The organism is Anaerotignum sp. MB30-C6, from assembly GCF_030908465.1.
In the GTDB taxonomy this organism is placed as follows: Bacteria; Bacillota; Clostridia; order Lachnospirales; family Anaerotignaceae; genus Chakrabartyella.
Window position 1 is genome coordinate 405,172 of the sequence record NZ_CP133078.1, and the last position, 24,729, is coordinate 429,900.

Sequence of the window (24,729 nt, forward strand, 5' to 3'; positions counted from 1 at the left end):
TATGTGATTATCGCTTTTAAACTATCTAGCTAAAATTTTACGTTGATACTCTATTAGGAAATAGACATACCTAAGAATAATCCTGCTATGATGATACAAAGGATAGCAGCAGGAGCTACAAATTTTACAAGGATTGCCCAAGCAGGTGCCAAAGCAAACTTGTATTTTCCGTCTGAAGTTGCTTCTTTAATTGCATTGTCTGTACCCCAAATCCAACCAACAAATACCGTTGTAAAGAACGCACCGAAAGGTAACAGTAAACGGTCAGTTAGGTATTCCATAAAGTCACCGAAGATAGGGAACTGAAGTCCCTCCATGGACCACCAAATACCCTTGATAGGTAGGAAAGCCTGAGACAACGTATAGAAGATACCGATGGCGAAGATAATAATGGAAGCCCAAACAACGGTTTTCTTGCGTTCCATACCTTTTTCTTCAACCAAATAAGCAACTGTACCTTCCAAGATTGAGATGGAAGATGTGATTGCTGCAAAGAACAGCAGTGCGTAGAACAGTAAACCGAATATGGTACCGCCGGGAATGGACATGAATACACCGGCAAGAGTTGCAAAAGCAAAGCCACCACCCATACCAGGGTCAATACCTGTTGCGAATACAGCGGGGATAATCATAAAACCAGCAAATAAAGCTACGCTAGTATCCAGTACGCAAACAACACCAGTATTGGTAATTAAGTTCTCATCTTTGCTCAGGTAAGAAGCATATGTAATCATAACACCCATACCTAAAGAAAGAGAGAAGAACGCCTGACCAAGGGCTACCAAGAAGGTATTACCATTGATTGTAGATGGATCAAAGTGCAACATATATGCAACACCTTCGCTAGCGCCAGGTAATGTACAAGCACGAATCATCAAGCCGATTAACAAGACGAACAGCAAAGGCATAAGGAATTTGCTCAGTTTTTCGATACCATCCGCAACACCACGGCTAATAATGAAAGATGTTAATCCGAGGAAAATAAGAGGGTAGATGATTGCGCCTTCCAGAGGGAAGCCGTTAACACCCAGCATATCCAAGAAGTAAGCGGTAGGATCAGCGTATACCGTTGCAGACTCTGTGATGTAGGCGATGATATATTTGATGGTCCACCCACCAACCTGACAGTAATAACAAAGAATAATAAAACCAGTTAAAATTCCGAGACCGCCAACCCAGGAGTATTTCGCATTAAGTTCACGAATAGCACCGATTGCGTTCTTTTGTGTTTTACGACCGATAACGAATTCCGCAAGCATTACAGTCGTACCGATCAAAGCAACCATGAGTATGTAGGTAATAAGGAAAGCGCCACCGCCACAGTTGTATGCTTTACCAGGGAACTTCCAGATGTTACCAAGACCTACTGCAGATCCAGCCGCAGAAAGGATAAAGCCTAGTTTGGATCCAAATTGACCACGGTTTTCAATTGATGCTGCCATATAATTCCTCCTTACTAATAATAATATAATTTCGTTTTTCCGACTTCAAAGCCAAACCCATCCAGCAACCGCTTCACCACTTAATTGTTTCGTGTGACGATAAATTGCTGCATCTCAAGCCCCTCCCCTCATGTAAAATTGCATTACTATTGCTTGCCATAGTGATATTAAGGCGAAACAAACCCATACAATTACCATAAAACTCCAGATGAGGATGGATCGTTTTTATTTTACATGAATTATTAAACAATTTCAATAAAAAAATAAAAATAGCAGCAACTTTTTTGTACGTTATATTGTTCAAAATGGAGAAAGCCTTGTAAAATCAAAGGATTTTACCCAAAATAAGAGATAAAAAATAATGAAAGAGTAGAAGTAAAACTGATTAAATTTATAAAACATCGGCAAAAAATGTAATAATATGTAAATAAAAAAGTAGAGTTTAACGAAAGAGGATGAAATAACTAGAATAAAATAACTTTCATTAAATGAAAAAAATGACGGGATATTTCCCGTCATGAAAAAGAAAAGCCTGTCTATTTTTGTATGGTTTGGTCGAAAAGCTTGTAATACTGCCAGTTAGCTAGTTTTGAAATTTTCTCCTTTTGTTCATCTATTGGTGTATCTGTGAAATTTCCGTTAGAATCCATAAAAATTGAGTTTGTACTAACGGGGAGAATTTCACGGACTTCGTTGACATAATCATACAGGGGAGAAAGGCCATCCATCTCCAAGAGTTGGGTTAGCAACGCTCCTAAGTGGCTGGCATTGATGATGCCTGAATCAGGTAAATTTGCACCCTTGATTGTCTGTGAAAACGCTCCTTGTTCTTTCGCAGCATCATTTTGCCAGATAAGGAATGGTGTTTCATATAAAGCTAGGCGTTCTTCTAAAGTTCCATTGGCATCAATTGGGTAGTTAAGAAGGCTAAAGAAGTCCATACCGTTGGAGAATCCTGGTAGGTGATCTCCGAAATAAACAATGACTATGGGTTGGCTGCTTCCTTGAGCATAATCTCGTAAACGTCCCAACTCTTGATCTGCATCAGTAATGCCTTTAAAATACTGGGTCAATAAATCTTTTTCTGTATCTGTCAGAGGAATATCAGTATCAAAATTCTGTGCTTGTGTGCCGAAGCGATTTTCGTAAGGCCCGTGGTTTTGTATGGTTACTGTAAATGAAAATAGGGGTGAATCGCTGGATTCTATGTGAGTATCCAAAGTTTCTAGTATCTTATCCATTGTGGCTTTCTCGTTAATATATCCGCCCACACCTTGGGTGGATAGGTCAAAAGAGTCTTCTAAAAAATAGGTTGATTCAAAGCCTAAGTTTGGATAAACGTTCTGGCGATTGTAGAACCATTTATAGCCAGGGTGTATGGCTAGGGTTTCATAGCCCGCTTGTGCCAACCTTTGGGGTAGGGCATCGAAAGGCTGGTGTATAAAGTTATAAGACGGCAAAGGGTTATTCAAATATCGGGTAGGGCAGGCTGTTAAAACGTCATATTCCGTATTTGAAGTGCCGCCGCCAAAATTTGGAACGACAATTTTACCGCTGAGTGCATTTTCGCTCTCTGCCATTTCTTTAAAAATTTTAAGGGGGTCCCGATAGCTTGAAAAGTCCAAGTTGGGGTTATTACTCAAATCGGAAAAAGCCTCTCCCATAATCATTACAATATGAGGTGAATCTTTTGTTGCAACGAAGGTACTTTCTGCTTCAATTTGGTCAAAGGTTGATTTTTTGTAACCTTCCGGCGGGGCTATTCTTGTTATGTTAAATTGATGGCAGAAAGAGTAAATAAGCCCTTTTGAGTTAAATTGATTCACTTCAAAGTATGGATTGTCAATGACAGGGTAGCTGCCGTAAAGTTCTTTATCCGTATACCAATAAGTATTTGACCCGAAGGCGATAACGAAAAAGGTTACGCACCCAAGAATTCTTGTTTTCCAAGTTGGTCTCTGGTTTTTTGAAAAACGGAAGGAAAAAAATAAAGCTAGCATTAAAATAATCAGTAATAATGCAATGAGTAAGAGCTGCATAGCGGGAAAGGTCTTAACGATGGTTAGGGCCTCTTTCGCCAAAGTAAGGTCAGCAGGGAGTAAAGGCTCTTGGCGCATGGTGATTTTCACCTTATCCACCATGGCAAAAATAAGAAAAACTGCCCCGGTTAAGGTTATGGAGAAAGTAGTTCTTCCTGATAAAAAGTAAGCAATGCTGATAAATAAGAACACAGGCAGAATGTTAAAAAAGAGGATAGCTGGATTTTTTAAAACATTTTGGGCTAATAAGTATAAGTGTTCAGAAGTAATTAGAAAAACCAACCCTGTAACAATGACGGATACGCCTGCGAAAAGGAGCCATGTAATTTGCTGTTCTTTACGCAGCCCTATTTTCTTCTCATCTGCTTGGGGCATTTCCTTTATTTCAATATTTGGTTCTGGCATGATAAAACCTCCAAAAAAATTTTTTTTCTTGAATTATACGAGTTTTTACGACAAAAGTAAAGAAAGGCAAAAGGTTAAGGTTGGATTATAATTAAGAAAAATGTACATTTTTCCTTGGAAAAATAATGTATAATAAAAATATTGCCTTAAAAATGGCGGTTTTTGTTTGAAAAAAAACAGGAAACCAGGAAAGGGCTGATTTTTTGTTGTCAGTTTTTGCATGGTTTGTTATAATGAATAAGTTGTAAAAGTGTCAGTAAGGCTGACTTTTGAGGAGAAACGAAAGATGCGCAGAAGAAGAATTGATCACGAGTATAGAAATAGACGTGATGAGATACGCGTTGACAGAGAGGCGGTTCGCCGTCAAAAAGGGCGTAGTTATCAGCAAACAACCAAACAGAGAGTAGTTCCTAAGGAATATCGAAGTGTACCTACCAAAGGGCTACAAGGCAAACGGAATCCAAGACGCAGGCGACTGGCGCAAAAGAGGAGAGTGCAGGGTATATTCCTGGTGGTGGGCATACTTCTGTTATTGGTGGCGGCATATGGCGGATCGAAGCTATATGTAGCGTTGCAAAAGTGGCAGGGCAAGGCGGAAAATCCTGCATTTAATGTAACGGCATCGGCCCCTGAACAACTGGAAGATAAGATTATCAATCTAGCGATTTTTGGTACAGATGAGGATGGATTTCGAACGGACGTATGTATGGTTGCTAGTTTTAATACGACGACAAAAGCCATTAGTCTGATTGCAGTACCAAGGGATACGAAAGTCACCATGACAAAGGAGATGACCTCTTACTTAGAGCAAAATGGACGAACGGTTCCCGAGAGAAATGGGGTTTACGGACAGTGTAAGCTGACGGAACTTCATGCCTATGCAGGAGAGGGGATGCGAAGTACGTTCTCTGTTATGATGTTGGAGGAAATACTTGGTGTTAAAATGGATTACTATATAAAGGTAGATTTATCAGCCTTCCGTGAAATTGTAGATGCCATTGGTGGCGTGGATATGGAAGTGCAGGATCGGTTGTATTACGTTGATCCATACCAAGATTTATATATTGACCTACAACCCGGTTTTCAGAATTTGGACGGGGAAGAGGCTGAACAGCTTGTTCGCTATAGAGAGGGCTATGCCCAGAGGGATTTAAAGCGAATCCAAGTTCAGCAAGACTTTATGCGGGCGTTTTTGGATAAGGTTTGCAGTACGGAGTCTATACTAAGAAATATGAACAGCTTAATCGAAGTTGCTTTGGATAAAACGGAAAGTAATATTACCATTACCGAGGCATTAAAATATGTAAAGTATTTAAAGGATATTAGCCCCGAGAATATGGAGACGGTTACCATACCCGGTGAGGGTGGTGCATACTTCGATATGGACAAAGAGGGAACAAAAGCTTTGATTGACCGTTTAATTTATGGTATTGAACCAGTGGAAACGGTACAGAATATGGCAGAGTAAAAACGACAGATAGGTGAGAAGATGAGTGGTAAACAAAGAAAGCCTGCAAGACATACGGGAAGATCAACTCCAAAGAAGAAGGGGTATAATCCAATGAGGGTGTTTTTGAAGATTGTGTGTTCTATTGTTTTTGCATTTGTGATACTGGCTGGCGGTGCTTGTTTTGGATATTACAAAATAACGGGAAACGTACCTTTTGCAAATGATAACATTGTAAGTAACAATGCATCAGATACAAATTTTTTAGATGCTTTTCTAAAAAGAAACATTAAAATGAATGTAGCCGTATTTGGTGTGGACAAAGATGGAACCAGAACAGATGTAGTCTTTGTTGTTCACTACGATAGTGCAACGGAAAGCATCAGCTTGGTCTCTTTGCCAAGGGATACCAGAGTTTCTCTTTCGGAAGAAGTAAAGGCAAATATCAACGCAGAAGGTCGCTCTTATAGTCAGGTTACGAAGTTGAATGCCGTTCATGCCTTTAGTGGGGAAAAAATGGGCTGTAAAAACACTGCGTTGCAAATCGAGGACCTATTAGGCATCAAAATTGATCATTATGTAAAGATAGACTTTGAAGCTTTTCGTGCCATTGTAGATGCTGTTGGCGGCGTGGATATGTATGTACCCCAGGATATGGATTGGGATATGAGGGATACAGGGGATCTTTTGATTAACCTGAAAAAAGGTGACCAACATTTGGACGGGGAGAAAGCAGAGCAGTTGGTTCGTTTCCGTCGTTACGCAGATGGTGACGTGGGGCGAATTGAGGTACAGCAGATATTCTTAAAAGCCCTCGCTGAAAAAGTCCTAAGCACAGAAACGATTTTAAAGAATCTACCAGACCTGATCTCCGTTATGTATAAGTATATTGAAACGGATGTTTCTATGTCTGATGCATTGAAATATGTAAACTATGTGGATAAAGTGGATATGAGCAAGATTTCCATGGAAACATTGCCTGGTGTGGGACAATATGTTGGCGGTGTGTCTTATTTTATACATGATGTGGAAGAAACCAGAGAAATGGTGGATCGGGTATTCTATAGCGTTGCCCCTGCGGCTACCGCTACCAGTGGAGCGGCGCAGGATAGCAAGGCGTTATTAATAGAGGTTTCTAATGGGGGAAGTGTAAACGGTCTTGCAGGCCTGTATAGCAAGAAATTGGAGGATGCGGGTTATAAGATAGCCCCACCCACCAACTATAGCGGCCAACAGAATACCTACACAAGGATTCAGGTGAAGAATGAAGGAGTTGGTTCTGATTTGATTTCTTTCTTTACGGATGCAAAAGTTGAAGTTGCGCCAAAGGAAATTGGTAGCAATGTAGATATCAGGATTATTTTGGGCTCGAAGGAGCAGTAGGGGAGAAGAAAGAGGGAGGATCAATTAAAATGGATGAGATCATGATTATTGGTATAGCCGGAGGAACCGGAAGCGGTAAAACAACATTAACCAATCGACTAAAGGAACGCTTTGGAGACGTTGTTTCCGTTGTATATCATGATAATTATTATAAGAGGCATGATGAAATGTCCTATGATGAGCGTTGTCTTTTAAATTATGATCACCCGGATGCCTTTGATACCGACCTTATGATTGAGCATATACAAACATTAAAACAAGGTATTGCAATTGAGAGCCCTATTTATGACTTTGCCGATCATAATCGTTCTCATGAATCGGTAATCATTCACCCTACAAAGGTTATTGTTGTAGAAGGAATTTTAATTTTTCAAAATGAGGCATTGCGTAATTTAATGGATATCAAGATTTTTGTTGACACGGATGCGGATGTTCGGATTTTACGCCGAATTTTACGGGATGTAAAAGAGAGGGGCAGGAGTTTGGATTCAGTGGTAAGCCAATACCTAACAACAGTGAAGCCTATGCACGAGCAGTTTGTTGAACCAAGTAAGCGTGCTTCGGACATTATTGTGTTAGAGGGGGGAAATAACGTGGTTGCTTTGGATATTTTAATTCAAAGGGTACATAACCACGTAAGCGGAACAATGGTTTAAGGAGATAAAAAGATGGATTGGTTGGGGATGTTAAAAAAAGCATTTGGTACAGGGATTTTATGTAGTTTCATGTACCATGGAACCCTTCTTATCATGGGACAGCCTATTGCCATAAGAAATGTTGCGGTATTTACCGTTGTATTTATATTGCTTTACTTTGTGTGGTTGTTTATGGTTTCTATGGGTAAAAAAAGATAAAACCTCAATTAGAAAAATATAAAAGAGGTTTTTGCTTAAAAAAAGGATGATTACAATTTTGTATTATCCTTTTTTTGTTTGATTAGCATAAAGCCATTGACCATTACCAAGAGTGAAAGACGCATGTTCCCATTTCTTACTACCTAGAAATGCTTATTCGGAGAAACACTACTTGAGACGTACCAGCTTTGAGATTTTAAGCTTCTTATGGGAAGGGATTGCAAGAAGTTTCTTTAGAATTGGTTTGAAATTGGCTTTGAATAGCAAAAGAAGTACGCTTGTTTATAGGAAGAATATAACTCATTTGGGGGCTTGTGCAACTTGATCGAATACCAAAGCAAAGGGATACCATATTAGTAAAACCCTGAAAATGTTATGTTTAGCTTTGAACTGCTCTTTGGGGAGGGTTATTTTAAAGTTGTAGTAATAAAGAAAGGGTGGCATCAGCTTTGTTGAAGTCACCCTATTTATAGAATTATCCGTTAGATGTTCCCTTATGCTGGGAGTTTGGTTGCAACCCAAGGCTGACCAATAAGCTTTGATCCACCCGGTGCATCATCCCAGGATCCAAACGACAAACCTTTTCTTTTAATCTTTGCTTATCAATGGTACGAATTTGCTCTAAAAGGATGACAGAATCCTTAGGTAGTGCGTACTCCGTGGCAGAAAGGGGTATATGTGTTGGTAGCTTTGCTTTGTTCATCTGCGATGTAATGGCGGCGCAAATGATCGTGGGGCTATATTTATTGCCTACATCGTTTTGTATGATTAATACGGGGCGAATGCCACCTTGTTCACTGCCCACCACGGGGCTTAAATCTGCAAAATAGATATCTCCTCTTCTAACGATCATAGGCTCACGCTCCGCTGAAAGAATTCATCAGGCAGCAGCGGCATAGAAAATATGTAATGTAAAATTATGGCTTCTGTCCTGACTGCTACCATTATTGCCACGAAATAGAGCCTTTATTCTTTAATTTCAAAAAGATCTTCTTCAAAATCTGGATTATATACAAACTCATCGTAGTCCAAACGATACCGCTCTTGCCCATTGGAATCATATAATACGAATCTCTTTGGTAAGAAGGTTTCTCTGTCTACCCACAACTTTTCGGAAGCCAAAGCACTGTCGGAGCCGGGGATAACGGCTTCTAATACGATGCACTGGGCTTCGTCTAGGGCGGCGGCCTCGACACCTACACCCTCAGACTGCATATAGTTTTTCATAAACTGATTTAAAAACAACTCATTTCTGTGCTGGGATTCAGGAACATCTTTGATTAGCTTGCTGTCCAGTCGAGGGTTATACTGGCAAATCCGTTTTCCGTCAAAAACAGTGTAGTTCCCTGCGGCACTTTCGGGTGAGGTAAGTTCCATACGGTATTCCCCTGTTGATTTGACGTACTGTTTGGTGCCATAAGTGGTTTCTCCTTTGTTTGAGGTGCGGGTAAGGTTGGCGGTACAGTAGTAACCTTCCATTTCGGCAAGTTGCTTTTGTATTGTCTCCAATTCTGATAGGGGTTCTTCTTTCCCACATCCTCCTAGACCAAGAAGAAGTAACAGACTGAGACAGATAGATAAAGCTTTTTTCATAATAAAACCTCCTAAGTTAAATCAGTATCATTTTATGTTGTGGACAAATAGTCTATGAGAGAAGGATGGAAAGGAGAGGAAATTTATGCTTTAAGTAGGCACAATGGGCGTTTTAAGATAACCATGAAGGATTTTTAGATTGAAGGTTATCGGTAAGAAACACGTTTGAAAAGAAGCTCTTTTAAGCAATGAAATATATTTCATTAGAGTTGAATGAAGTTTGCATGTGATATCCTAAATTTGTAAATAAATCAGCATGTAAATCAAGGTTTGCCGTATTGGGAGAAACCCATATACTTACAGTTTTAGGTGTAATTATTTTCATTGGAATATTATTGAAGATGAATTATTACAGAATAATTAAGATTTTAGAATATAGAAGAAATCGATTTAAAAAAGTGCTAATATGTAAGTCTAAAGTTGGTATATTACGTCTTTTTTGGTAAAAAACCTAGAGTTTTGGGAACAAATTCCAAGTTGGTACGTCAAAAGAGGGAAAGTATATAGAATGATAAAGGAGAGCAGGCAATGAAGTATAAATTGGGTGGATTAAAAAAATTAATGGGCGTTCTGTTGGCGGCTGTACTGACAGTTTCAGTGTCTTCAACATGGGCTTTTGCAGCTACTACATATTATAACGAAAAGACAGAACAGACGGTAACAAGAGGGGTTGTTTACGAAAAAAGCAGCCGTATGACCGATGCGGGCATTCAGAATTTGCACGTACTTAAGGTGGACTTAAACGAGAGTACCTTGGAATTCAAGGAAGTGGAAAGTACCGTTGAATACGGTTTAAAAGAAACGGCAAAAAAACTTCTTTCTGACAATGGGGCCATTGCAGGGGTGAACGCAGACTTTTTTGGTTTGACAGGCAGTTATTCTGCATCCTTTGGGCCTGTTTTGAATGATGGAGAGTTGGTTTCTGCAGGTACATCGGTAAATCAAGGGGAGAATCAGTATGCTTCCTTCTTTCTAGATGAGAACAACAATCCTTTCTTTGAATATTTTAAGATGAATGCAACCTTTGCCAACGACCAAAAGGCAATTGAGCTTGCATCCATCAACAAAGTAACTTCCATGGTATTCCCCATTTATTTTGACAGACAGGCGGCGGAAACCACTTCTGATTTAGATAAGCGTTTTCAAGATCTTGTAAAGTTTGTGGTTAAAGACGATGTGATTACTTATATTTCTGGGCCAGGGGAGACGGTAGAAGTTCCTGAGGATGGGTATTTGATTGTTATGAGCAAAGATTATCGTACCAATGCGGCGAATGTTTTCCAGGTTGATGATGAAATCATATTGGATATCCAAACTTCTATTGATTTAGATGATATGGAAATTGGCTTTGGTGGCGGTGGCAAGCTGTTAATTCAAGGAACAGACGCACCAGCAACATCTATTGTAGCCGGTGGACGTCAACCTAGAACGGCCTTTGGTGTGACCCAAGATGGAAAGTGTGCTATTTTCATGGTTGTAGACGGCCGTGGTGACAGCATTGGAGCATCCCATGGAGAGATGGCAGCATATATGAGGGAGTACGGCGCATATGATGCCATGCATTTAGATGGTGGAGGTTCCTCCACAATGGTAGCAAAGACAGTAGAAGATGCAGATTTAACTGTAAAAAATACCGTTTCTGAAGGTTCAGAAAGAAGGGTAGTGAATGCAGTTGGTATTTTTCAAAATGCAGAAAAAGGTGAAATTGAGCAAATTGCCATTTCTCCTTCTTTCACACGCACCGTACCAAATAAAACAATGAATTTCAAAGTTTATGGTTTGGATGAGTATTATAACCGTATTGAAATCCCTGCCAGTGAGGTTGAATTACAAGCTGTTGGTGTGGAAGGAACTTGGAATGGTTACGACTTTACCCCTTCCCAAAACGGAACCTTTGCTGTTACAGCAAGCTACAATGGTTTGGGTGCTTCCCAAACGGGATTGGTATCGGCAGTAACTAGCAGATTAAAACCTTCTGGGGATATCAAGTTAAGTAAAGCCGGGCAGACTGCAACCATTGCCATGCAGGTGGTAGATACAGATGGTTTTAACCATTGGGTATCCTCCACAACAAAATATGAATTGGCAGATTCTTCTATGGGCACCATGAAGGGCAACGTTTTTACAGCTGCAAAAACAGGAGCAACCTACATTAAATGTACCAGAGATGGACAAACTGCATATATCAAAGTAACGGTAGGGGATCACAAGGCAGTGGCTACGCCTCAGGCAACGTTTGCGGCGGATCCTTTGTATAAGAAAATAGAAAAAGCCAACGATGGAGCTTACTACTTGAATATTATTGGTACAGTTTCTTATGATGGTGAAGCAAAAGTTGAGGAAAATACTTATGCTGACGTTAGAACAAAGGTAAGAAATACCGTGGATTCCAACGCCGAGGTGGCAATTTATGGCGGAAAGAGTGATGTTAAAACGACACCAAAGCTAGATACATTAAGCTGGAACGGAGGATATCGCTTCCTAAACAGAGGCGGTACAAGCTTGGCCATGGTTTCTGCGGCGAAGGGTGGAATTCGTGCCACGAATCCATCTCAGTACGCAAGCTTAACCAGAGATTTAGATGCCGCAAACAATAATACCATTGTCATCGTTATGGATAAAACCCCCGGAGATTTTAAATCATCAGCAGAAACAAATTACTTCCGTGGAATTTTAAATAAGTATGTTTCACAGGGTAAAACTGTTTTTGTAGTCTCTTGTGGTGGAGTTGGCCAGTGGAGCGCTATAAAGGATGGGGTTCGCTACATCAACCTTCCTGACCTTTGGAAGAAAGATGGTAGTGTGAACGGCAACTTTAGTATGTTAAAATTGCGTGTGAACGGTGACGAGGTTTCCTTTGGGCTTACAAAGGTGTAAGATTCTTTTAAAATTATAGTGTTTTATTGTAAAATTGGACAAAATAAGGTAATATTAGATGGGTGGGGACGAGTCTCTACCCATCTTGTGTGTGCTAAAGAAATGTCTTTCCGAAAGGAAGTTTATTTGACAGGAGAACAATTATGTCACAAAAGGGCAACCAGGCAGTGAAGGCTGTCAGTTTTATGATGATTATTACATTGGTAGGGAAAGTTCTCGGTTTGGTTCGTGAACAATTTCTTGCCGCAAATTACGGCTTAGGAATGGAAGCCTCGGCATTTTTGATTGCCAGCCGAATTCCCAGGACTTTTTTCGATGCAGTTTTTGCATCAGCCATTTCAGCAAGTTTTATCCCGATTTTTAACGAATATTTGCAAAAAAGAGGAAAGGATGAAGCTTTTTCTCTGGCAAATCGATTTATTACCCTTATCTCTACGGTGACCCTAATCATGATGGTTTTTGGCATGGTCTTTGCGGAACAATTTGTATGGTTGTTCGCAGTTGGATTTGATGCCGAAACGGCAATGTTGAGTGCGTCCCTTTCCCGTATGCTGTTTCCAACGATTTTATTTACAGCAATAGCATTTTCTTTTGTAGGGATTTTACAGTCGTTAGATGAGTTTAATATTCCTGCGGCAATTAGCGTTGCATCCAATGCGATTATTATCGTTTATTTTGTTTTTTTCAATGACAAATTTGGTATTTACGGCTTAACGGCAGCCTTTTTGATTGGGTGGTCTATGCAAGCTTTTATTCAGATTCCGTCATTACAAAAGAATGGTTATTGGTACAGGCCGGATTTTCGTTTTCGGGATGAGGGCTTAAAAAAGGTCGGAAAGTTAATGCTACCTGTTATGATTAGCACCTGGGTACAGCCCATTAACTTTATGATTAACTGCCGATTTGCCTCTCAGCTCTACGATGGGAAGCAGGGGGTAAGTGCCCTTGAGTATGCCAATAATTTGTATACCATTATCGTCGGCGTTTTCGTTTTGGCAATTGCCAATTTAATCTTTCCAAGGCTTTCCCGCATTTCTGGTGAGAAGGACAGGGCAGAGTTTGGAAGTACAGTGAAAGTTACGTTGCGGTCTATGATGTTTTTGCTCATTCCTATGATGGGGGGAATGATGGCATTAAGCCGTCCTTTGGTGGCACTCATTTATGAACGAGGAGATTTTGGGACGGATGCAACCATTTTGACATCAACTGCTCTCTTCTTTTTCTCCCTTGGTGTGATGGGTTACGGTGTACAGACAATTTTAAGTAGAGCATTTTATGCCAATCAGGATGGAAAGACGCCATTTTATTCTGGTGTTGTTTCGGTAATTACCAATGCTATATTATGTAGGTTGTTGCTTGAGCCCATGGGCCTAGGTGGTTTGGCTTTGGCTGCGGCAGTTTCTTCTTTGGTATCGGCCCTGGTTCTTTTGGTACCAGCAATAAAGCGTTACCCTGAGATTATTGATAAAAAACTGGTCATCAGCTTTGGCAAGATGGCAGTGAGTGCAGGAGTTATGCTGTTTTTAGTATGGGGAAGTTTCCGCTTCCTAGAACCGAAAGTGGGAACAGGCCTTTTGGGACGCATCCTTGTGTTGGGTATTCCTACGGGGCTAGGTGTTGTTGCCTACATGGTTTTGACACTCCTTCTAGGCATTGAAGAAAGCCGAATGGCATTTGCCTTTGTACAGAAGTTAAAAGGCAGAGGTGCCGTAAATTCTGAAGGCGGTCAGACAGTAAAACGAGGAAGAAAGCAGAGAGGATATACACGTATGTTTCATGGAATCTCTTTGATAATAGAAGATAGCTTCTGTTTTCGGGTTTTGGAAAAAATCATTATGACAATAATTCGTATTTGGACGGAAAGTTTTACTTATGCTTGTTACCGTAGGGTTTGCCACAGTGTGGGACAGGCTTTTTGGGAAAGCGGCATACTAGGCTTTTTCCGTGGGAATTGGGATGCGTATTTAGGAACATGGCATGGTATCATACCAAGGACTTGGCGTAGGCTGACGATACTGTCGGGAAAAGCAGTAAGAGGAAAGAATAATGCCCTTGCAATGGTAATGGCAGAAAGCTTTTTCCTTCGGATATTTAATCAGAATTTTGTGATTCTGTGTTTATGTGCCATTGTTTTTGCCATTCCTATTTTACCCACCATGCTTCTGGCGTTGCTTTGCCTTGGAACATTAGGGATTTATGCCATTAACCTTTTTATGGGGCGAATACGAGTGCAAAAGACAAGCTTAGTCAGTATCTTTTTAGGGCTTTTTGGAATTTGCCTCATTTACGGAAGTTTTACCAGTTATAACTTCCCGAGAGCCTTGCAGGTTTTGGCAATATTCCTGTTATTTATGTCTATGTTCTTTGTTGCCAAAGATTGTATTGACACCGAGGAAAAGTTGGACTTTGTATTATTTGTATTGGTAAGTACGGGCGTTTTGATTGCTCTTTACGCAGTGTATCAGTATGTGGTGGGCGTTGAGATGGATGCGGCTTGGGTAGATGCGGAAAGCTTTAATATTCGTACCCGTGCCTATGCAACCTTCAACAACCCCAATGTTTTGGGAGAGTATTTGATACTCATTGGCTCATTAACGGCAGGGATGCTTTGGAAAGTACGTAACTGGCTAGGAAGAATTTTCTATTTAGGGTGCTTTGGTGTTGTTTGTCTTGGGCTTTTAGCAACCAACTCCCGTGGTGCCATGCTGGGATTAATGTTCTCCGCTGGTTTGTTTGTGCTTTTTGCAGAACGCAGGTTGATACCTGTAGGGATTGCGGGGTTGATGGCCATGCCTTTCGTGTTGCCTCAGGAGCTTTGGGCGAGATTGGCTAGTTCCATAACCATGAGCGATTCCTCCTCCCAGTACCGCTTATCTATTTATGAGGCAGGATTTGATATGGTGAAGCACTATTGGGCAACGGGAATTGGGGTGGATTCCTTCAATCAGGTTTATCCTCTGTTTTCCTATGAGGCGGCCAACGCATATCATGTGCATAACCTATTCCTTCAAGAACTCATTGAATTGGGATTTTTGGGTTTTGGTATATTAATATTACTGTTTATTTTCTTTTTCCAGAAGTTATATTCATGCATGAAAAAGGTTCCAAAACGCTTCCATATGCTTTTGGCAGCATTTTTCGGGGGCTTTGCAGGTTTATTGTTACAAGGAATGACAGACCATATTTGGTTTGATTATAGTATTATGCTGCTATTCTGGTGTTTTATGGGCATTGGTATGGCAAGCGTGAGAGTGGGTGAAAAGCAGTGGCAGAGAGAAAAATGAAGGTGTTTCACGTTCTGACGGACCGTAATATTGGCGGTGCAGGAAGATGGCTTTTGAATTATTTGGAACACCACAACAGGGAGTGTTTTGATGTATGGGTAGTTCTGCCCAGTGACAGTGCATTATATCCGGCGGTGACTGCACTGGATGTTGCGGTCATTCCCATGAAGGATATGGAGGACAAATCCTTTGATAAAAAAGCAAAGGAAGCTCTTTATCATCTATTTAAAGAGGAGAAGCCAGATATCGTTCATACCCATGCCAGCCTTACCGCAAGGATGGCGGCGAAGAAAGCAAAAGTAAAAAAAATTATTAATACCAAGCATTGTATGGAGTCTGCACCAGGCTCCTTGGTGAAAAAAATTGCCAGAAGAATGGTGAATAAGCGATATAGCCACAACATAATTGCTGTCAGTAAGGCAGTAAAACACAGTATGATAGCGGGAGGAACGAATCCCCAGCAGATTGTTACCATTTATAATGGAATAAATGGGATTGAACCCATTTCGACAGAAGAAAGAAATGAAATTCTTTTGTCCTACGGCGGTGACCCATTGAGAAAAGCCGTGGGTATTGTTGCTAGGTTAGAAGAAGTCAAAGACCATAAAACCTTTTTAAATGCCGCTCAAGAAGTTTTAAAGCACCGAGAGGATATAGACTTTTACATTATTGGTGATGGTAGCCTAAGAGGTTCTTTAGAAGATAGGGCAACAGCGTTGGGCATTTTTGATCATGTAATCTTTACTGGGTTTGTAAAGGATGTGGAGAAATTAGAGTCGGCGTTGGACTTAAACATAATTACTTCAAAACAAGAAGCCCTTTGTCTGTCAGTGATTGAATCGATGAGTGCGGGCATTCCTGCCATTGGTACGGACAGTGGTGGTGTAAATGAAGTCATCCGCCACGGAGAAAATGGGTACTTGGTTCCTGTGGGCGACTGGAAAGGATTGGCTGAACGGATGATTGAAGTTTTGGCCGATGAGGATAAATACCTAAGGTTGGCTTTGAATGCGAAAGCTTGGGCAAGGGAGCATTTTAGTGCCCAGAAAATGACGTCAAAGATTGAGCGGCTCTATTTGGAGGAAAGAAAATGATGAAGAACAGGAAACTATTTGGGATATTCAATATTGTGGATATCATTCTAATACTAATGGTAATTGTGGCGGGTTTTATTGGTTTTAAACTCTTTGTTGGCGGTGGACAAGAAGGTACGACGGCAATGAAAACATATACCTACGTAGTTCAAGGACGAGAGGTTTTGAATGAAACAGTGGATGTTCCCATTGCTGGAGAAAAGGTGTTTAACAGCTCTACCTCCGACTATTTAGGCGTTGTGAAAGAGGTGAGTTCTGAACCTTATAACGAGATTATTTTTAGCAAAGAAATCGGTGAATATCAAAAATTACCGGTAGAAGGCTATAGCGATATGTTATTGACAATTGAAGGAAATGGAACAGAAACAGAAAAGGATATTACTGTAGAGGGTACTACGGTAAAGGTTGGTTTGGAGTTAAATGTAAAAGGCAAAGGATACGCCTTTAAGGGTATTGTTGTTGAAGTAAGGGATGGTGAGTAAGGATGGCCAAGAGAAGACCGAATGTGGTAGATATACTGATTTTACTGACGTTAGTAGCGGTGGTTGTTTTGGCTATCGTAAAGGTGGGGGTCGTAAATCGTGTGGAATCCTCCGGGGTAGACGAGGCGGCAATAAAGACCACCTATACCGCTTTTGTGGATAAGGTGAGAATGGCAACGGTAGAGGCGTTGCATGAAGGTGATTTAATTTTCGACGAAAAAACAGGAATTTGTATCGGTGAAATTAAAACCGTTGCATATGAACCTTTGTTTCATAATTTGCCAGATGGCGCAGGGGGAATGGTACAGGCTCAGTATCCTGACTATTACAGAGTTACAATGACAATCGAAGGTTCTGTGATTGAAAAAGAGGATGGGTATTTTGTGGATGGCGTTGTTGAGTTGAAGGTTAACTCTGAAACGAACGCTTTTACTAAGTATGCGAAACCAGTAATCAAAGTTACAAATATTGAAATGTGACAGGCGGGATGGATATGAAGTATAAAATTTTAATGGCCTTAATGGGCTTGGAAATTGGGGGAGCGGAAACCCATGTGGTGGAGCTTTCCAAAGAATTAAAAAAACAAGGATTTGATATTGTCGTAGCATCTAACGGGGGCGTTTACGAAAAAGAGTTAGAAGAGGTTGGGATTAAGCACTACAAGGTTCCCATGAATCAGCGAAATATATTAAAAATGATAAAGTCCTATTTTTTGCTGAAGAACATTATTCGCAAAGAAAAGGTTGATATTGTGCATTCCCACGCAAGAATTCCTGGATTCATTTGCGGGATGTTGCGTAAGAAAGAGAAGTTTACATTCGTAACCTCTGCCCATTGGGTTTTTTATACGGGCATGGGCTTAAAGTACCTTACAAATTGGGGCCAAAAGGTTGTTGCTGTAAGTGAGGACATACGTAGATATTTGATTGAGAACTATCGTGTGCGTAACGAGGATATATTTGTTACCATTAACGGTATTGATACAGACAAATTTTCCCCATCAACGGATGGCAGTAAAATTCGCAAAGAGTTTGGCTTGAAAGAGGATGAACCAACTTTGGTTTATGTGAGCCGTATGGATGAGAGCCGTGCTTTGGTAGCAAAACAGTTGATTGCACTGGCACCTTCTCTTGAAAAAGCGATTCCTGGATTAAGAATGATTGTTGTTGGTGGTGGTGATGTTTTCGATGATCTTTTGGAAAAAAGCAAAGAAGCGAATAAACAAATTGGTAAGAAATGTATCACCATGACAGGTGCTAGAACAGATATCAATGAATTGGTAGCGGTATCTGACGTTTTTGTAGGGGTTAGCCGTGCGGCACTGGAAGCTATGGCTGCGGAGAAAACAACCATTGTGGCGGGGAACGAAGGTTATATCGGCATTTTTGGTCGTGACAAGCTGGAGCTTGCCCAGGAAAACAACTTCTGTTGCCGTGGCTGCGAACTTTCTACGGAAAAACAGCTTTATCAAGACGTGGTTTTTGCCTTCACCCAGATGACAAAGGAACAGCGAAAGCAGGCAGGGGCTTATGGTAGGGAAGTTATTTTCCAATACTACTCTGTATCTAAAATGGCACAGGATTGCGTCAGTGCTTATGATATCGCCTGGAAAGAGATGCACACCCCCCAGTATCATGTTGTGATGAGCGGTTATTATGGCTTTAACAACACGGGTGATGAAGCCATTATGATTTCCATGCATAAAAACATTCAGGAAATGGGAGATAATTACCATATTACCGTTCTGTCCAACAACCCATCGGGTACGAGGGAGAAATATGGAATTGAAGCAGTATATCGTTTTGGTTTTTGGGATGTATTGCGAGCTATCAAAGGCTGTGATGTGCTTTTAAGTGGTGGGGGTTCTTTATTGCAAGATAGTACCAGCACCCGGTCTTTAATGTATTATCTTTCCATTACCATTGCGGCAAAGTTAATGGGCAAGAAAGTAATGCTATATGCCAATGGTATTGGCCCAGTATCGGGAAAAAGAAATAGACGTTTGGTTAAACAGGTAGTTAATCGTGCAGATTTAATTACACTGAGGGAAGAAAATTCTTACGAGGAATTACTTTCTATGGGGGTGAATGGGAAGAAGTGCTTTGTAACTGCTGACCCTGTATTTACCATGGAGAGCGTACCAAAAGAGCATGCAAGACAACTTTTGGAGGGGGAAGGAATCCCTTTGGATAAGCCGTTGGTTGTGGTTTCTGTACGAAATTGGAGAGAAATGGATCGCTTTATCGATCGTTTTGCTAAGTTATGTGATACCATTGTTGAGAAAAATGATAGAACCATTATATTTTTATCTATGCAGATGCCCAATGATATTACTGTGAGCGAAAAAGTTCGCAAGAAAATGAAGCAAAATGCTTTTATTTTACGAAACAACTATTCACCCTATGAAGTGATGGGGGTGATCAGCTTAGCTGACTTTATTTTAAGTATGCGTCTGCATACCTTGATATTTGCGGCACGGCAAAAGGTGCCCCTCATTGGGTTTATTTATGATCCTAAGATTGAGTATTACTTGGAAAAGTTAGAAATGCCTAGCGGCGGAAGGTTAAAAGATTTTGACATGGGTAAAACATTGGAAATGGTTGACGATATTATCCATGATAGGGGAAAATATATTGATATTTTATGTGAAAAAGAGGCTTTGTTGGAAGAAAAGGCACACCACAACGAAAAATATTTGGCAAAGCTTTTACGGCATGGAAGAGGGCGGAAAAAATGAGGAAAATTACACAAGTGTTAAATGTACCCTTTGATGCAGTAACCATGAAAGAAGCAGTATTAAGGGTAAAAATACTTTTGAATACAGAGGGACAACATTTTATATGTACACCAAACCCAGAGATTGTCATGGAAGCCCAGAAGGACAAAGAACTGATGTCCATTTTACGAGAAGCGGATATGGTAGTACCTGATGGCGTTGGCGTGGTTTGGGCGTCGAAATACAGCTCCATTCGTTTAAAGGAGCGGGTTGCTGGCTACGACTTGACCCAAAGTCTGTTTGCCGAGTTGGCAGGAACTGAGAAGACCTTTTACTTCTTCGGCGGGGCACCAGGGATTGCGACAGAGGCGGCAAGAAAAATGATGAAACAGTACCCTGGGCTAAAAATTGTTGGGATACACAACGGATATTTTGATTCCGAAGAGGAAAAAAAGATTATTCATGACATAAAAAAGCTATCTCCGTCCATACTGTTAGTAGGACTGGGAGCGCCAAAACAGGAAAAATGGATTTATGAAAATATGCGCTTGTTTGGAGCAAAGGTTTCCATTGGTGTTGGAGGTAGTTTTGATGTAATGGCGGGGCATGTAAAACGTGCGCCGAAGTTTTATCAAAAGTTTGGCTTGGAATGGTTCTACCGTTTGATTACGCAGCCCGCAAGATGGCGCAGAATGATGCGGTTACCGATATTTGCTTTCACAGTCCTGAAAACGAGGAAGCGGAGATAATAATATGAATGGCAAGAAAATAGAGGATTTGATTTTAAGAATTTTTGGAACGGGTGCAATGGCGTTGGGGTTTCAGTGCTTTTTGGAACCAGCTCATTTGGTTGCAGGTGGTGTAACGGGTATTGGCATTATGCTCAATGCCTTTACTTCCGCCCGGTTTGGCTTTCCAACACCCCTTTGGTTGGTGAATGTGGCTTTAAACTTTCCTCTTTTTCTAGCGGCTTTGAAGATGCAGGGAGGTCGATTTGTTGGTAGAACAATTATGACCTCTCTTTTGTTTTCCCTTATGCTTTTTTTAGCCCAAGGTGTTACGTTTTATACAGGTGACTTAACGTTATCCTCCGTGTATGGTGGGGTATTGGTAGGTATTGGCCTTGGTTTGGTTTTACGATGCGGGGCAACCACAGGTGGTGTGGATTTAGCGGCTTATCTGCTGCAAAAATTTTGGTCTAGGCCCTCCTTGCCGAAAAAAATATTCATTATGGATGCCGTTATCATTTTATCGGGTATGATTATGTTTGGTGGTATAAACGGCCTATATGCCATACTTTCTGTTTTTATTTCCGAAAGATGTATGAAGTGGGTTTTAGAAGGCGGCGATGTTGTCAGAGGTGCTATTGTTATTTCACATAAAGCTAGGGAGATTGGAGAGGCTTTAAACCTAAGGTTGGAAAGGGAAGTGGCTGCTTTTAGCGGAAAAGGAACCCTTGGTGAACCCAAAAAAGAGATCCTCTTTTGTATTTTTTCTCAAAAAGAGATCCAAGGGGCGAAAAGTATTATCATGAATATTGACAAGAATGCGATTTTATTGGTTACAGATATTCGGGAAGTTTTAGGTGAGGGTGTAACGATAAAGTAGAAAAGACCATGGTTTTTATAGGTGTTTGTATCGAAAAATATACAAAGAGAGTGGGCTTTGGGACAGTTTAAATAAAAAAAACGAATGATTTTTATGAATTATTCAATTTTAAAGAGATTTTGTATGTTTTTTTTGCAAAATCCCTTTATTTTTTTGTGATTTTGTTATAAAATAAGATTAGGCTATTTTATCAACAGACAAAGAGTTATCTTTTAGTCATATTTAACAGTCTGCTAGGTTCTTTGTACAGTTGACTGATTTAGGATAAAGAGGCAAAAATACTAGTTTGAGGTGAGAGCGAATGATTTCCAATCAGATTTTGCAAAGCACAATTGACGGATTAAAGAACATCACACGCAAGGAATTAAGTGTTGTCGAAAAAGAAGGTAAAGTAATCGCCACAACGGAAGAAAACATGATTGGCCGACAAATTGACGCAGTAGAGAACTTTATTAGTTCCCCTGCGGAAAGTCAGTTGATTTTGGGATACCAGTATTTCAAAATCTATGACAATGGCGTACCTGAATATGTCATTCAGGTTAAGGGTGAGGATGAGGCAGGCTACCAAATCGGTAAAATTGCCGCTTTCCAGATTCAAAGTTTACTTGTTGCTTATAAAGAAAGATATGATAAGGATAACTTTATTAAGAATCTGTTGCTTGACAACTTGCTCTTGGTAGACATTTATAGCAGAGCGAAAAAGCTACATATCGAAAATAACGTTCACCGTATCGTATATTTGATTGAAACAAATATCGATAAGGAAATGAATGTTGTTGAGATTGTAAGAAGTATTTTCCCTGCGAAAACAAAGGATTTTGTTACAGCAGTAGATGAGCATAGCATTATTTTGGTAAAAGAGTTAAAAGATAAAGAGTCATCCGATGATATAGACCGTTTTGCTAAGAGCATTGAAGAGACCTTAAATGCAGAAACCAATAGCCGTGTTTATATTTCCAGCGGCACCATTGTGAGCGATTTAAAGGATGTTTCTCGATCCTATAAAGAAGCAAAGATGGCATTGGAAGTAGGTAAGATTTTTGAGACTGAAAAATTTATTGTGAATTACGAAAAGTTGGGAATTGGCCGCTTGATTTACCAGTTGCCTTTGCCCCTTTGCCGTATGTTTATTAAAGAAGTTCTCCATGGCTTAACAATGGACGATTTTGATGATGAAACCTTGGCAACAGTAAATAAATTTTTCGAAAACAACTTGAATGTTTCTGAAACAAGCCGTCAGCTGTATATCCACAGAAATACATTGGTTTACAGACTGGACAAGTTGCAGAAGATGACTGGTTTGGATTTGAGAAACTTCGATGATGCCATTATCTTCAAAATTACTTTGATGGTAAGTAAATATATGATTTACATGGACAAGATGTCTTACTAATGGATATTGTTCCGTTGCATTGCAGATTTAAAAAGAATGATTAGAAAAGCAGGTGTTTTCGGGGGAGCTATGCCCCGGGGAATACCTGTTTTTTTGTTATGAAAACAAGGATTGTGAATGGATTATATTTTTTCATTTCTAAAATAAGAGTAAGAAGGTGAATTATATTGACTTACAAAACTGGAAAGGATACCCTCTTCTTAACAAATTTTTAATAATTTGCTAGGAGCCCTATAACGGTTTATACTTGTTCAGGTCTGTGTTTTATGCTATACTTTTATGGTGCTTTATAAGGAAAAAGGGCGAAATATGAATATATAGTTCACACTTTTTTAAAATTTAGGAAGAAAGGAAGATACGTTAATGATTTGGCTCAATAACGTAACGAAAACATATCCAAACGGCTCCCGAGGTGTGGAGAACTTGAATCTTCATATTGAAAAGGGAGAGTTTGTATTTATTGTAGGTTCCAGTGGTTCAGGGAAATCTACGCTAATCAAGCTGCTATTAAAAGAATTAGACCCCACATCTGGGGATATAACCATCAATCGTGTGAAAACCAACGAATTAAGTAGGAACCAAATTCCCTACCTTCGCCGAAACTTGGGTGTTGTATTTCAGGATTTCCGTTTGCTGCCGAATAAAACAGTTTATGAAAACGTTGCATTTGCAATGCGGGTAATTGAAGCGCCTAATCGTATTATCCGTAGAAATGTACCGGCTGTTTTGGCTTTAGTAGGTCTGGGGAAGAAGGGGCGTAGTTATCCGAACCAGCTTTCCGGTGGGGAACAACAGAGAACGGCCTTGGCAAGGGCCATTGTGAACAATCCACCTATTTTAATTTGTGATGAGCCTACAGGTAACCTTGACCCTGAAACGGCTTGGGGGATTATGCAGTTATTGGATGATATTAATAAACGTGGAACAACCATTGTAATGGCGACGCATGCAAGAGACATTGTTGATGATATGCAAAAAAGAGTTGTTACATTAAAGCAAGGAAATATTGTTAGAGACAAAAAAGGTGGTTATAGCGATGAGGCCTAGTACAATTAAATATTATTTAAGAGAAGGCCTTAGCGGTTTAAAGAAGAATCTGCTGATGACAATGGCATCTATTATGGCAGTTATGGCTTGTATCTCTATTGTGTCCTTTTCTTACTGTGTTGCGTCTAACTTGCAACATATATTGCAGCAAATGGAGGACTCCATTGGTATTTCCGTTTTTATTAGTGGTGATCCAACCAGTCAGGAAATTGAAGATATGAAAAGTAAAATTAAGGGTATTGACCATGTGATAGATGTTCAGTATATTTCACCCAATGACGCATTGGGTGCTTTAAAGGACGACTGGGGTGCGGAAGAAGATATTTTTGAAGGGCTGGATGATACCAATAACCCTCTATCCCACTCCTTCCAAATTACTTTGGATAAGATTGAAAGCCAAAGTGGTGTTTTAGGGGCCTTAAAGGGGATTGACGGCATAGATAATATACGCCATGGGCAGACGGAAACAGAACTGATTATGAAAGCCAACAAGGTATTTAATATTGCCAGTGTTTTAGTTATGTTAATATTGGGTATTATTTCTATCATGATTATTATGAATACCATTCGAATTTCAGTGGTAAACAGAAGAGTAGAGATTAATATTATGAAGTACGTGGGTGCCACAGACTGGTTTATTCGTTGGCCATTTATCATTGAGGGTGTAATTATTGGTATGGTTGGAGCGGTGATTCCTCTATTGATTGGAATGCCAATTTATGCAAAAATTGTGAGTTCGCTATATAACTATATTCCCGTAATAAAGATGATTCAATTTAAGCTTATGGGAGATGTTTATATTGTTTTATTCCCTGTAGCTCTGGGCTTTGGTATTATTTTGGGGATAATTGGTAGTATAACCTCCATTCGTAAACATTTGCGCGTATAAAAAAATGATAAACCATCCTGTCGGAGGGGCTTTTTTGGGAAGGTAGGGCTGTGGCACTTGCAAAGGCAACTTCCAAAGAAAGGACGAGGCGGGATGGTTTTTTGCTAAAAGTGTTAGGGTATGATTTTCATTTGCAATTCATAGGATAAAGAAAGTCGTAAGAAAACGAGGCGAGC

Annotated in this window: 19 protein-coding genes; 15 read left to right on the forward strand and 4 right to left on the reverse strand. The window is 40.1% G+C overall.

The features are described 5' to 3' along the window. Nucleotides 1-53: 53 nt before the first annotated feature. Together RBQ60_RS01940 and RBQ60_RS01945 are read right to left on the reverse strand one after the other, a co-directional pair. Nucleotides 54-1,442 carry a sodium-dependent transporter gene (locus RBQ60_RS01940; RefSeq protein ID WP_307884922.1) on the reverse strand — a complete coding sequence of 463 codons (1,389 nt, stop codon included), beginning with the start codon at nt 1,440-1,442 and terminating at the stop codon, nt 54-56. A gap of 536 nt (nt 1,443-1,978) precedes the next feature. Continuing rightward, nucleotides 1,979-3,886 carry an LTA synthase family protein gene (locus RBQ60_RS01945; RefSeq protein WP_307884923.1) on the reverse strand — a complete coding sequence of 636 codons (1,908 nt, stop codon included), beginning with the start codon at nt 3,884-3,886 and terminating at the stop codon, nt 1,979-1,981. Between the two features lie 286 nt (nt 3,887-4,172). Between RBQ60_RS01945 and RBQ60_RS01950 the strand changes: the two genes are divergently transcribed. From RBQ60_RS01950 to RBQ60_RS01965, 4 genes are all read left to right on the forward strand, one after another. Continuing rightward, complete coding sequence (locus RBQ60_RS01950; protein WP_307884924.1) at nt 4,173-5,354, forward strand: LCP family protein; 1,182 nt, start codon at nt 4,173-4,175, stop codon at nt 5,352-5,354. A gap of 114 nt (nt 5,355-5,468) precedes the next feature. After that, on the forward strand, nt 5,469-6,716 hold the full coding sequence (locus RBQ60_RS01955; protein WP_307885964.1) for an LCP family protein: 1,248 nt from the start codon (nt 5,469-5,471) through the stop codon (nt 6,714-6,716). Nucleotides 6,717-6,745: 29 nt separating this feature from the next. After that, complete coding sequence (gene udk, locus RBQ60_RS01960; protein WP_307884925.1) at nt 6,746-7,372, forward strand: uridine kinase; 627 nt, start codon at nt 6,746-6,748, stop codon at nt 7,370-7,372. 12 nt (nt 7,373-7,384) lie between these two features. After that, nucleotides 7,385-7,570 carry a hypothetical protein gene (locus RBQ60_RS01965; protein ID WP_307884926.1) on the forward strand — a complete coding sequence of 62 codons (186 nt, stop codon included), beginning with the start codon at nt 7,385-7,387 and terminating at the stop codon, nt 7,568-7,570. A gap of 475 nt (nt 7,571-8,045) precedes the next feature. On the opposite strand, the gene RBQ60_RS01970 is transcribed toward RBQ60_RS01965, so the two are convergent. Continuing rightward, the gene (locus tag RBQ60_RS01970; protein WP_307884927.1) at nt 8,046-8,423 is read right to left on the reverse strand and encodes a type II toxin-antitoxin system PemK/MazF family toxin; all 378 of its coding nucleotides are present in this window, start codon (nt 8,421-8,423) and stop codon (nt 8,046-8,048) included. 113 nt (nt 8,424-8,536) lie between these two features. Then, on the reverse strand, nt 8,537-9,163 hold the full coding sequence (locus tag RBQ60_RS01975; RefSeq protein WP_307884928.1) for a LolA family protein: 627 nt from the start codon (nt 9,161-9,163) through the stop codon (nt 8,537-8,539). 528 nt (nt 9,164-9,691) lie between these two features. Here RBQ60_RS01975 and RBQ60_RS01980 point away from each other — a divergent pair. The 11 genes from RBQ60_RS01980 to ftsX all read left to right on the forward strand — a co-directional run bounded on the left by RBQ60_RS01980 (nt 9,692) and on the right by ftsX (nt 24,553). Next, on the forward strand, nt 9,692-12,040 hold the full coding sequence (locus tag RBQ60_RS01980) for a phosphodiester glycosidase family protein (RefSeq protein ID WP_307884929.1): 2,349 nt from the start codon (nt 9,692-9,694) through the stop codon (nt 12,038-12,040). A gap of 143 nt (nt 12,041-12,183) precedes the next feature. Further along, nucleotides 12,184-15,324, forward strand: coding sequence for a murein biosynthesis integral membrane protein MurJ (gene murJ, locus RBQ60_RS01985; protein ID WP_307884930.1), 3,141 nt, complete (start codon nt 12,184-12,186; stop codon nt 15,322-15,324). After that, the gene (locus RBQ60_RS01990; RefSeq protein ID WP_307884931.1) at nt 15,306-16,418 is read left to right on the forward strand and encodes a glycosyltransferase; all 1,113 of its coding nucleotides are present in this window, start codon (nt 15,306-15,308) and stop codon (nt 16,416-16,418) included. The genes murJ and RBQ60_RS01990 overlap by 19 nt, the downstream gene beginning before the upstream one ends. Further along, nucleotides 16,415-16,900 carry a DUF4330 domain-containing protein gene (locus RBQ60_RS01995; RefSeq protein ID WP_307884932.1) on the forward strand — a complete coding sequence of 162 codons (486 nt, stop codon included), beginning with the start codon at nt 16,415-16,417 and terminating at the stop codon, nt 16,898-16,900. The genes RBQ60_RS01990 and RBQ60_RS01995 overlap by 4 nt, the downstream gene beginning before the upstream one ends. Nucleotides 16,901-16,902: 2 nt before the next feature. Beyond that, entirely contained in the window at nt 16,903-17,379 is a 477-nt protein-coding gene (locus RBQ60_RS02000) for a DUF4330 family protein (RefSeq protein ID WP_307884933.1), read from the forward strand. Between the two features lie 14 nt (nt 17,380-17,393). Further along, the gene (gene csaB / locus RBQ60_RS02005; protein WP_307884934.1) at nt 17,394-19,637 is read left to right on the forward strand and encodes a polysaccharide pyruvyl transferase CsaB; all 2,244 of its coding nucleotides are present in this window, start codon (nt 17,394-17,396) and stop codon (nt 19,635-19,637) included. Next, entirely contained in the window at nt 19,634-20,365 is a 732-nt protein-coding gene (locus RBQ60_RS02010; protein ID WP_307884935.1) for a WecB/TagA/CpsF family glycosyltransferase, read from the forward strand. The genes csaB and RBQ60_RS02010 overlap by 4 nt, the downstream gene beginning before the upstream one ends. A 4-nt stretch (nt 20,366-20,369) precedes the next feature. Next, nucleotides 20,370-21,224, forward strand: coding sequence for a YitT family protein (locus RBQ60_RS02015; protein WP_307884936.1), 855 nt, complete (start codon nt 20,370-20,372; stop codon nt 21,222-21,224). A 301-nt stretch (nt 21,225-21,525) separates the two neighbouring features. After that, nucleotides 21,526-22,617 (forward strand): PucR family transcriptional regulator, encoded by a 1,092-nt coding sequence (locus RBQ60_RS02020; RefSeq protein ID WP_307884937.1) that lies wholly within the window; start codon nt 21,526-21,528, stop codon nt 22,615-22,617. 363 nt (nt 22,618-22,980) lie between these two features. Continuing rightward, the gene (ftsE, locus tag RBQ60_RS02025) at nt 22,981-23,664 is read left to right on the forward strand and encodes a cell division ATP-binding protein FtsE (protein WP_307884938.1); all 684 of its coding nucleotides are present in this window, start codon (nt 22,981-22,983) and stop codon (nt 23,662-23,664) included. Further along, the gene (ftsX, locus tag RBQ60_RS02030) at nt 23,654-24,553 is read left to right on the forward strand and encodes a permease-like cell division protein FtsX (RefSeq protein WP_307884939.1); all 900 of its coding nucleotides are present in this window, start codon (nt 23,654-23,656) and stop codon (nt 24,551-24,553) included. Before ftsE ends, ftsX begins: the two co-directional genes overlap by 11 nt. Nucleotides 24,554-24,729 lie beyond the last annotated feature (176 nt).

Coding starts and splice junctions, on each gene's coding strand:
- RBQ60_RS01940 (WP_307884922.1), bottom strand. CDS start 1,442: ATGGCAGCATCAATTGAAAACCGTGGTCAATTTGGATCCAAACTAGGC.
- RBQ60_RS01945 (WP_307884923.1), bottom strand. CDS start 3,886: ATGCCAGAACCAAATATTGAAATAAAGGAAATGCCCCAAGCAGATGAG.
- RBQ60_RS01950 (WP_307884924.1), top strand. CDS start 4,173: ATGCGCAGAAGAAGAATTGATCACGAGTATAGAAATAGACGTGATGAG.
- udk (WP_307884925.1), top strand. CDS start 6,746: ATGGATGAGATCATGATTATTGGTATAGCCGGAGGAACCGGAAGCGGT.
- RBQ60_RS01965 (WP_307884926.1), top strand. CDS start 7,385: ATGGATTGGTTGGGGATGTTAAAAAAAGCATTTGGTACAGGGATTTTA.
- RBQ60_RS01970 (WP_307884927.1), bottom strand. CDS start 8,423: ATGATCGTTAGAAGAGGAGATATCTATTTTGCAGATTTAAGCCCCGTG.
- RBQ60_RS01975 (WP_307884928.1), bottom strand. CDS start 9,163: ATGAAAAAAGCTTTATCTATCTGTCTCAGTCTGTTACTTCTTCTTGGT.
- RBQ60_RS01980 (WP_307884929.1), top strand. CDS start 9,692: ATGAAGTATAAATTGGGTGGATTAAAAAAATTAATGGGCGTTCTGTTG.
- murJ (WP_307884930.1), top strand. CDS start 12,184: ATGTCACAAAAGGGCAACCAGGCAGTGAAGGCTGTCAGTTTTATGATG.
- RBQ60_RS01995 (WP_307884932.1), top strand. CDS start 16,415: ATGATGAAGAACAGGAAACTATTTGGGATATTCAATATTGTGGATATC.
- RBQ60_RS02000 (WP_307884933.1), top strand. CDS start 16,903: ATGGCCAAGAGAAGACCGAATGTGGTAGATATACTGATTTTACTGACG.
- csaB (WP_307884934.1), top strand. CDS start 17,394: ATGAAGTATAAAATTTTAATGGCCTTAATGGGCTTGGAAATTGGGGGA.
- RBQ60_RS02010 (WP_307884935.1), top strand. CDS start 19,634: ATGAGGAAAATTACACAAGTGTTAAATGTACCCTTTGATGCAGTAACC.
- RBQ60_RS02015 (WP_307884936.1), top strand. CDS start 20,370: ATGAATGGCAAGAAAATAGAGGATTTGATTTTAAGAATTTTTGGAACG.
- RBQ60_RS02020 (WP_307884937.1), top strand. CDS start 21,526: ATGATTTCCAATCAGATTTTGCAAAGCACAATTGACGGATTAAAGAAC.
- ftsE (WP_307884938.1), top strand. CDS start 22,981: ATGATTTGGCTCAATAACGTAACGAAAACATATCCAAACGGCTCCCGA.
- ftsX (WP_307884939.1), top strand. CDS start 23,654: ATGAGGCCTAGTACAATTAAATATTATTTAAGAGAAGGCCTTAGCGGT.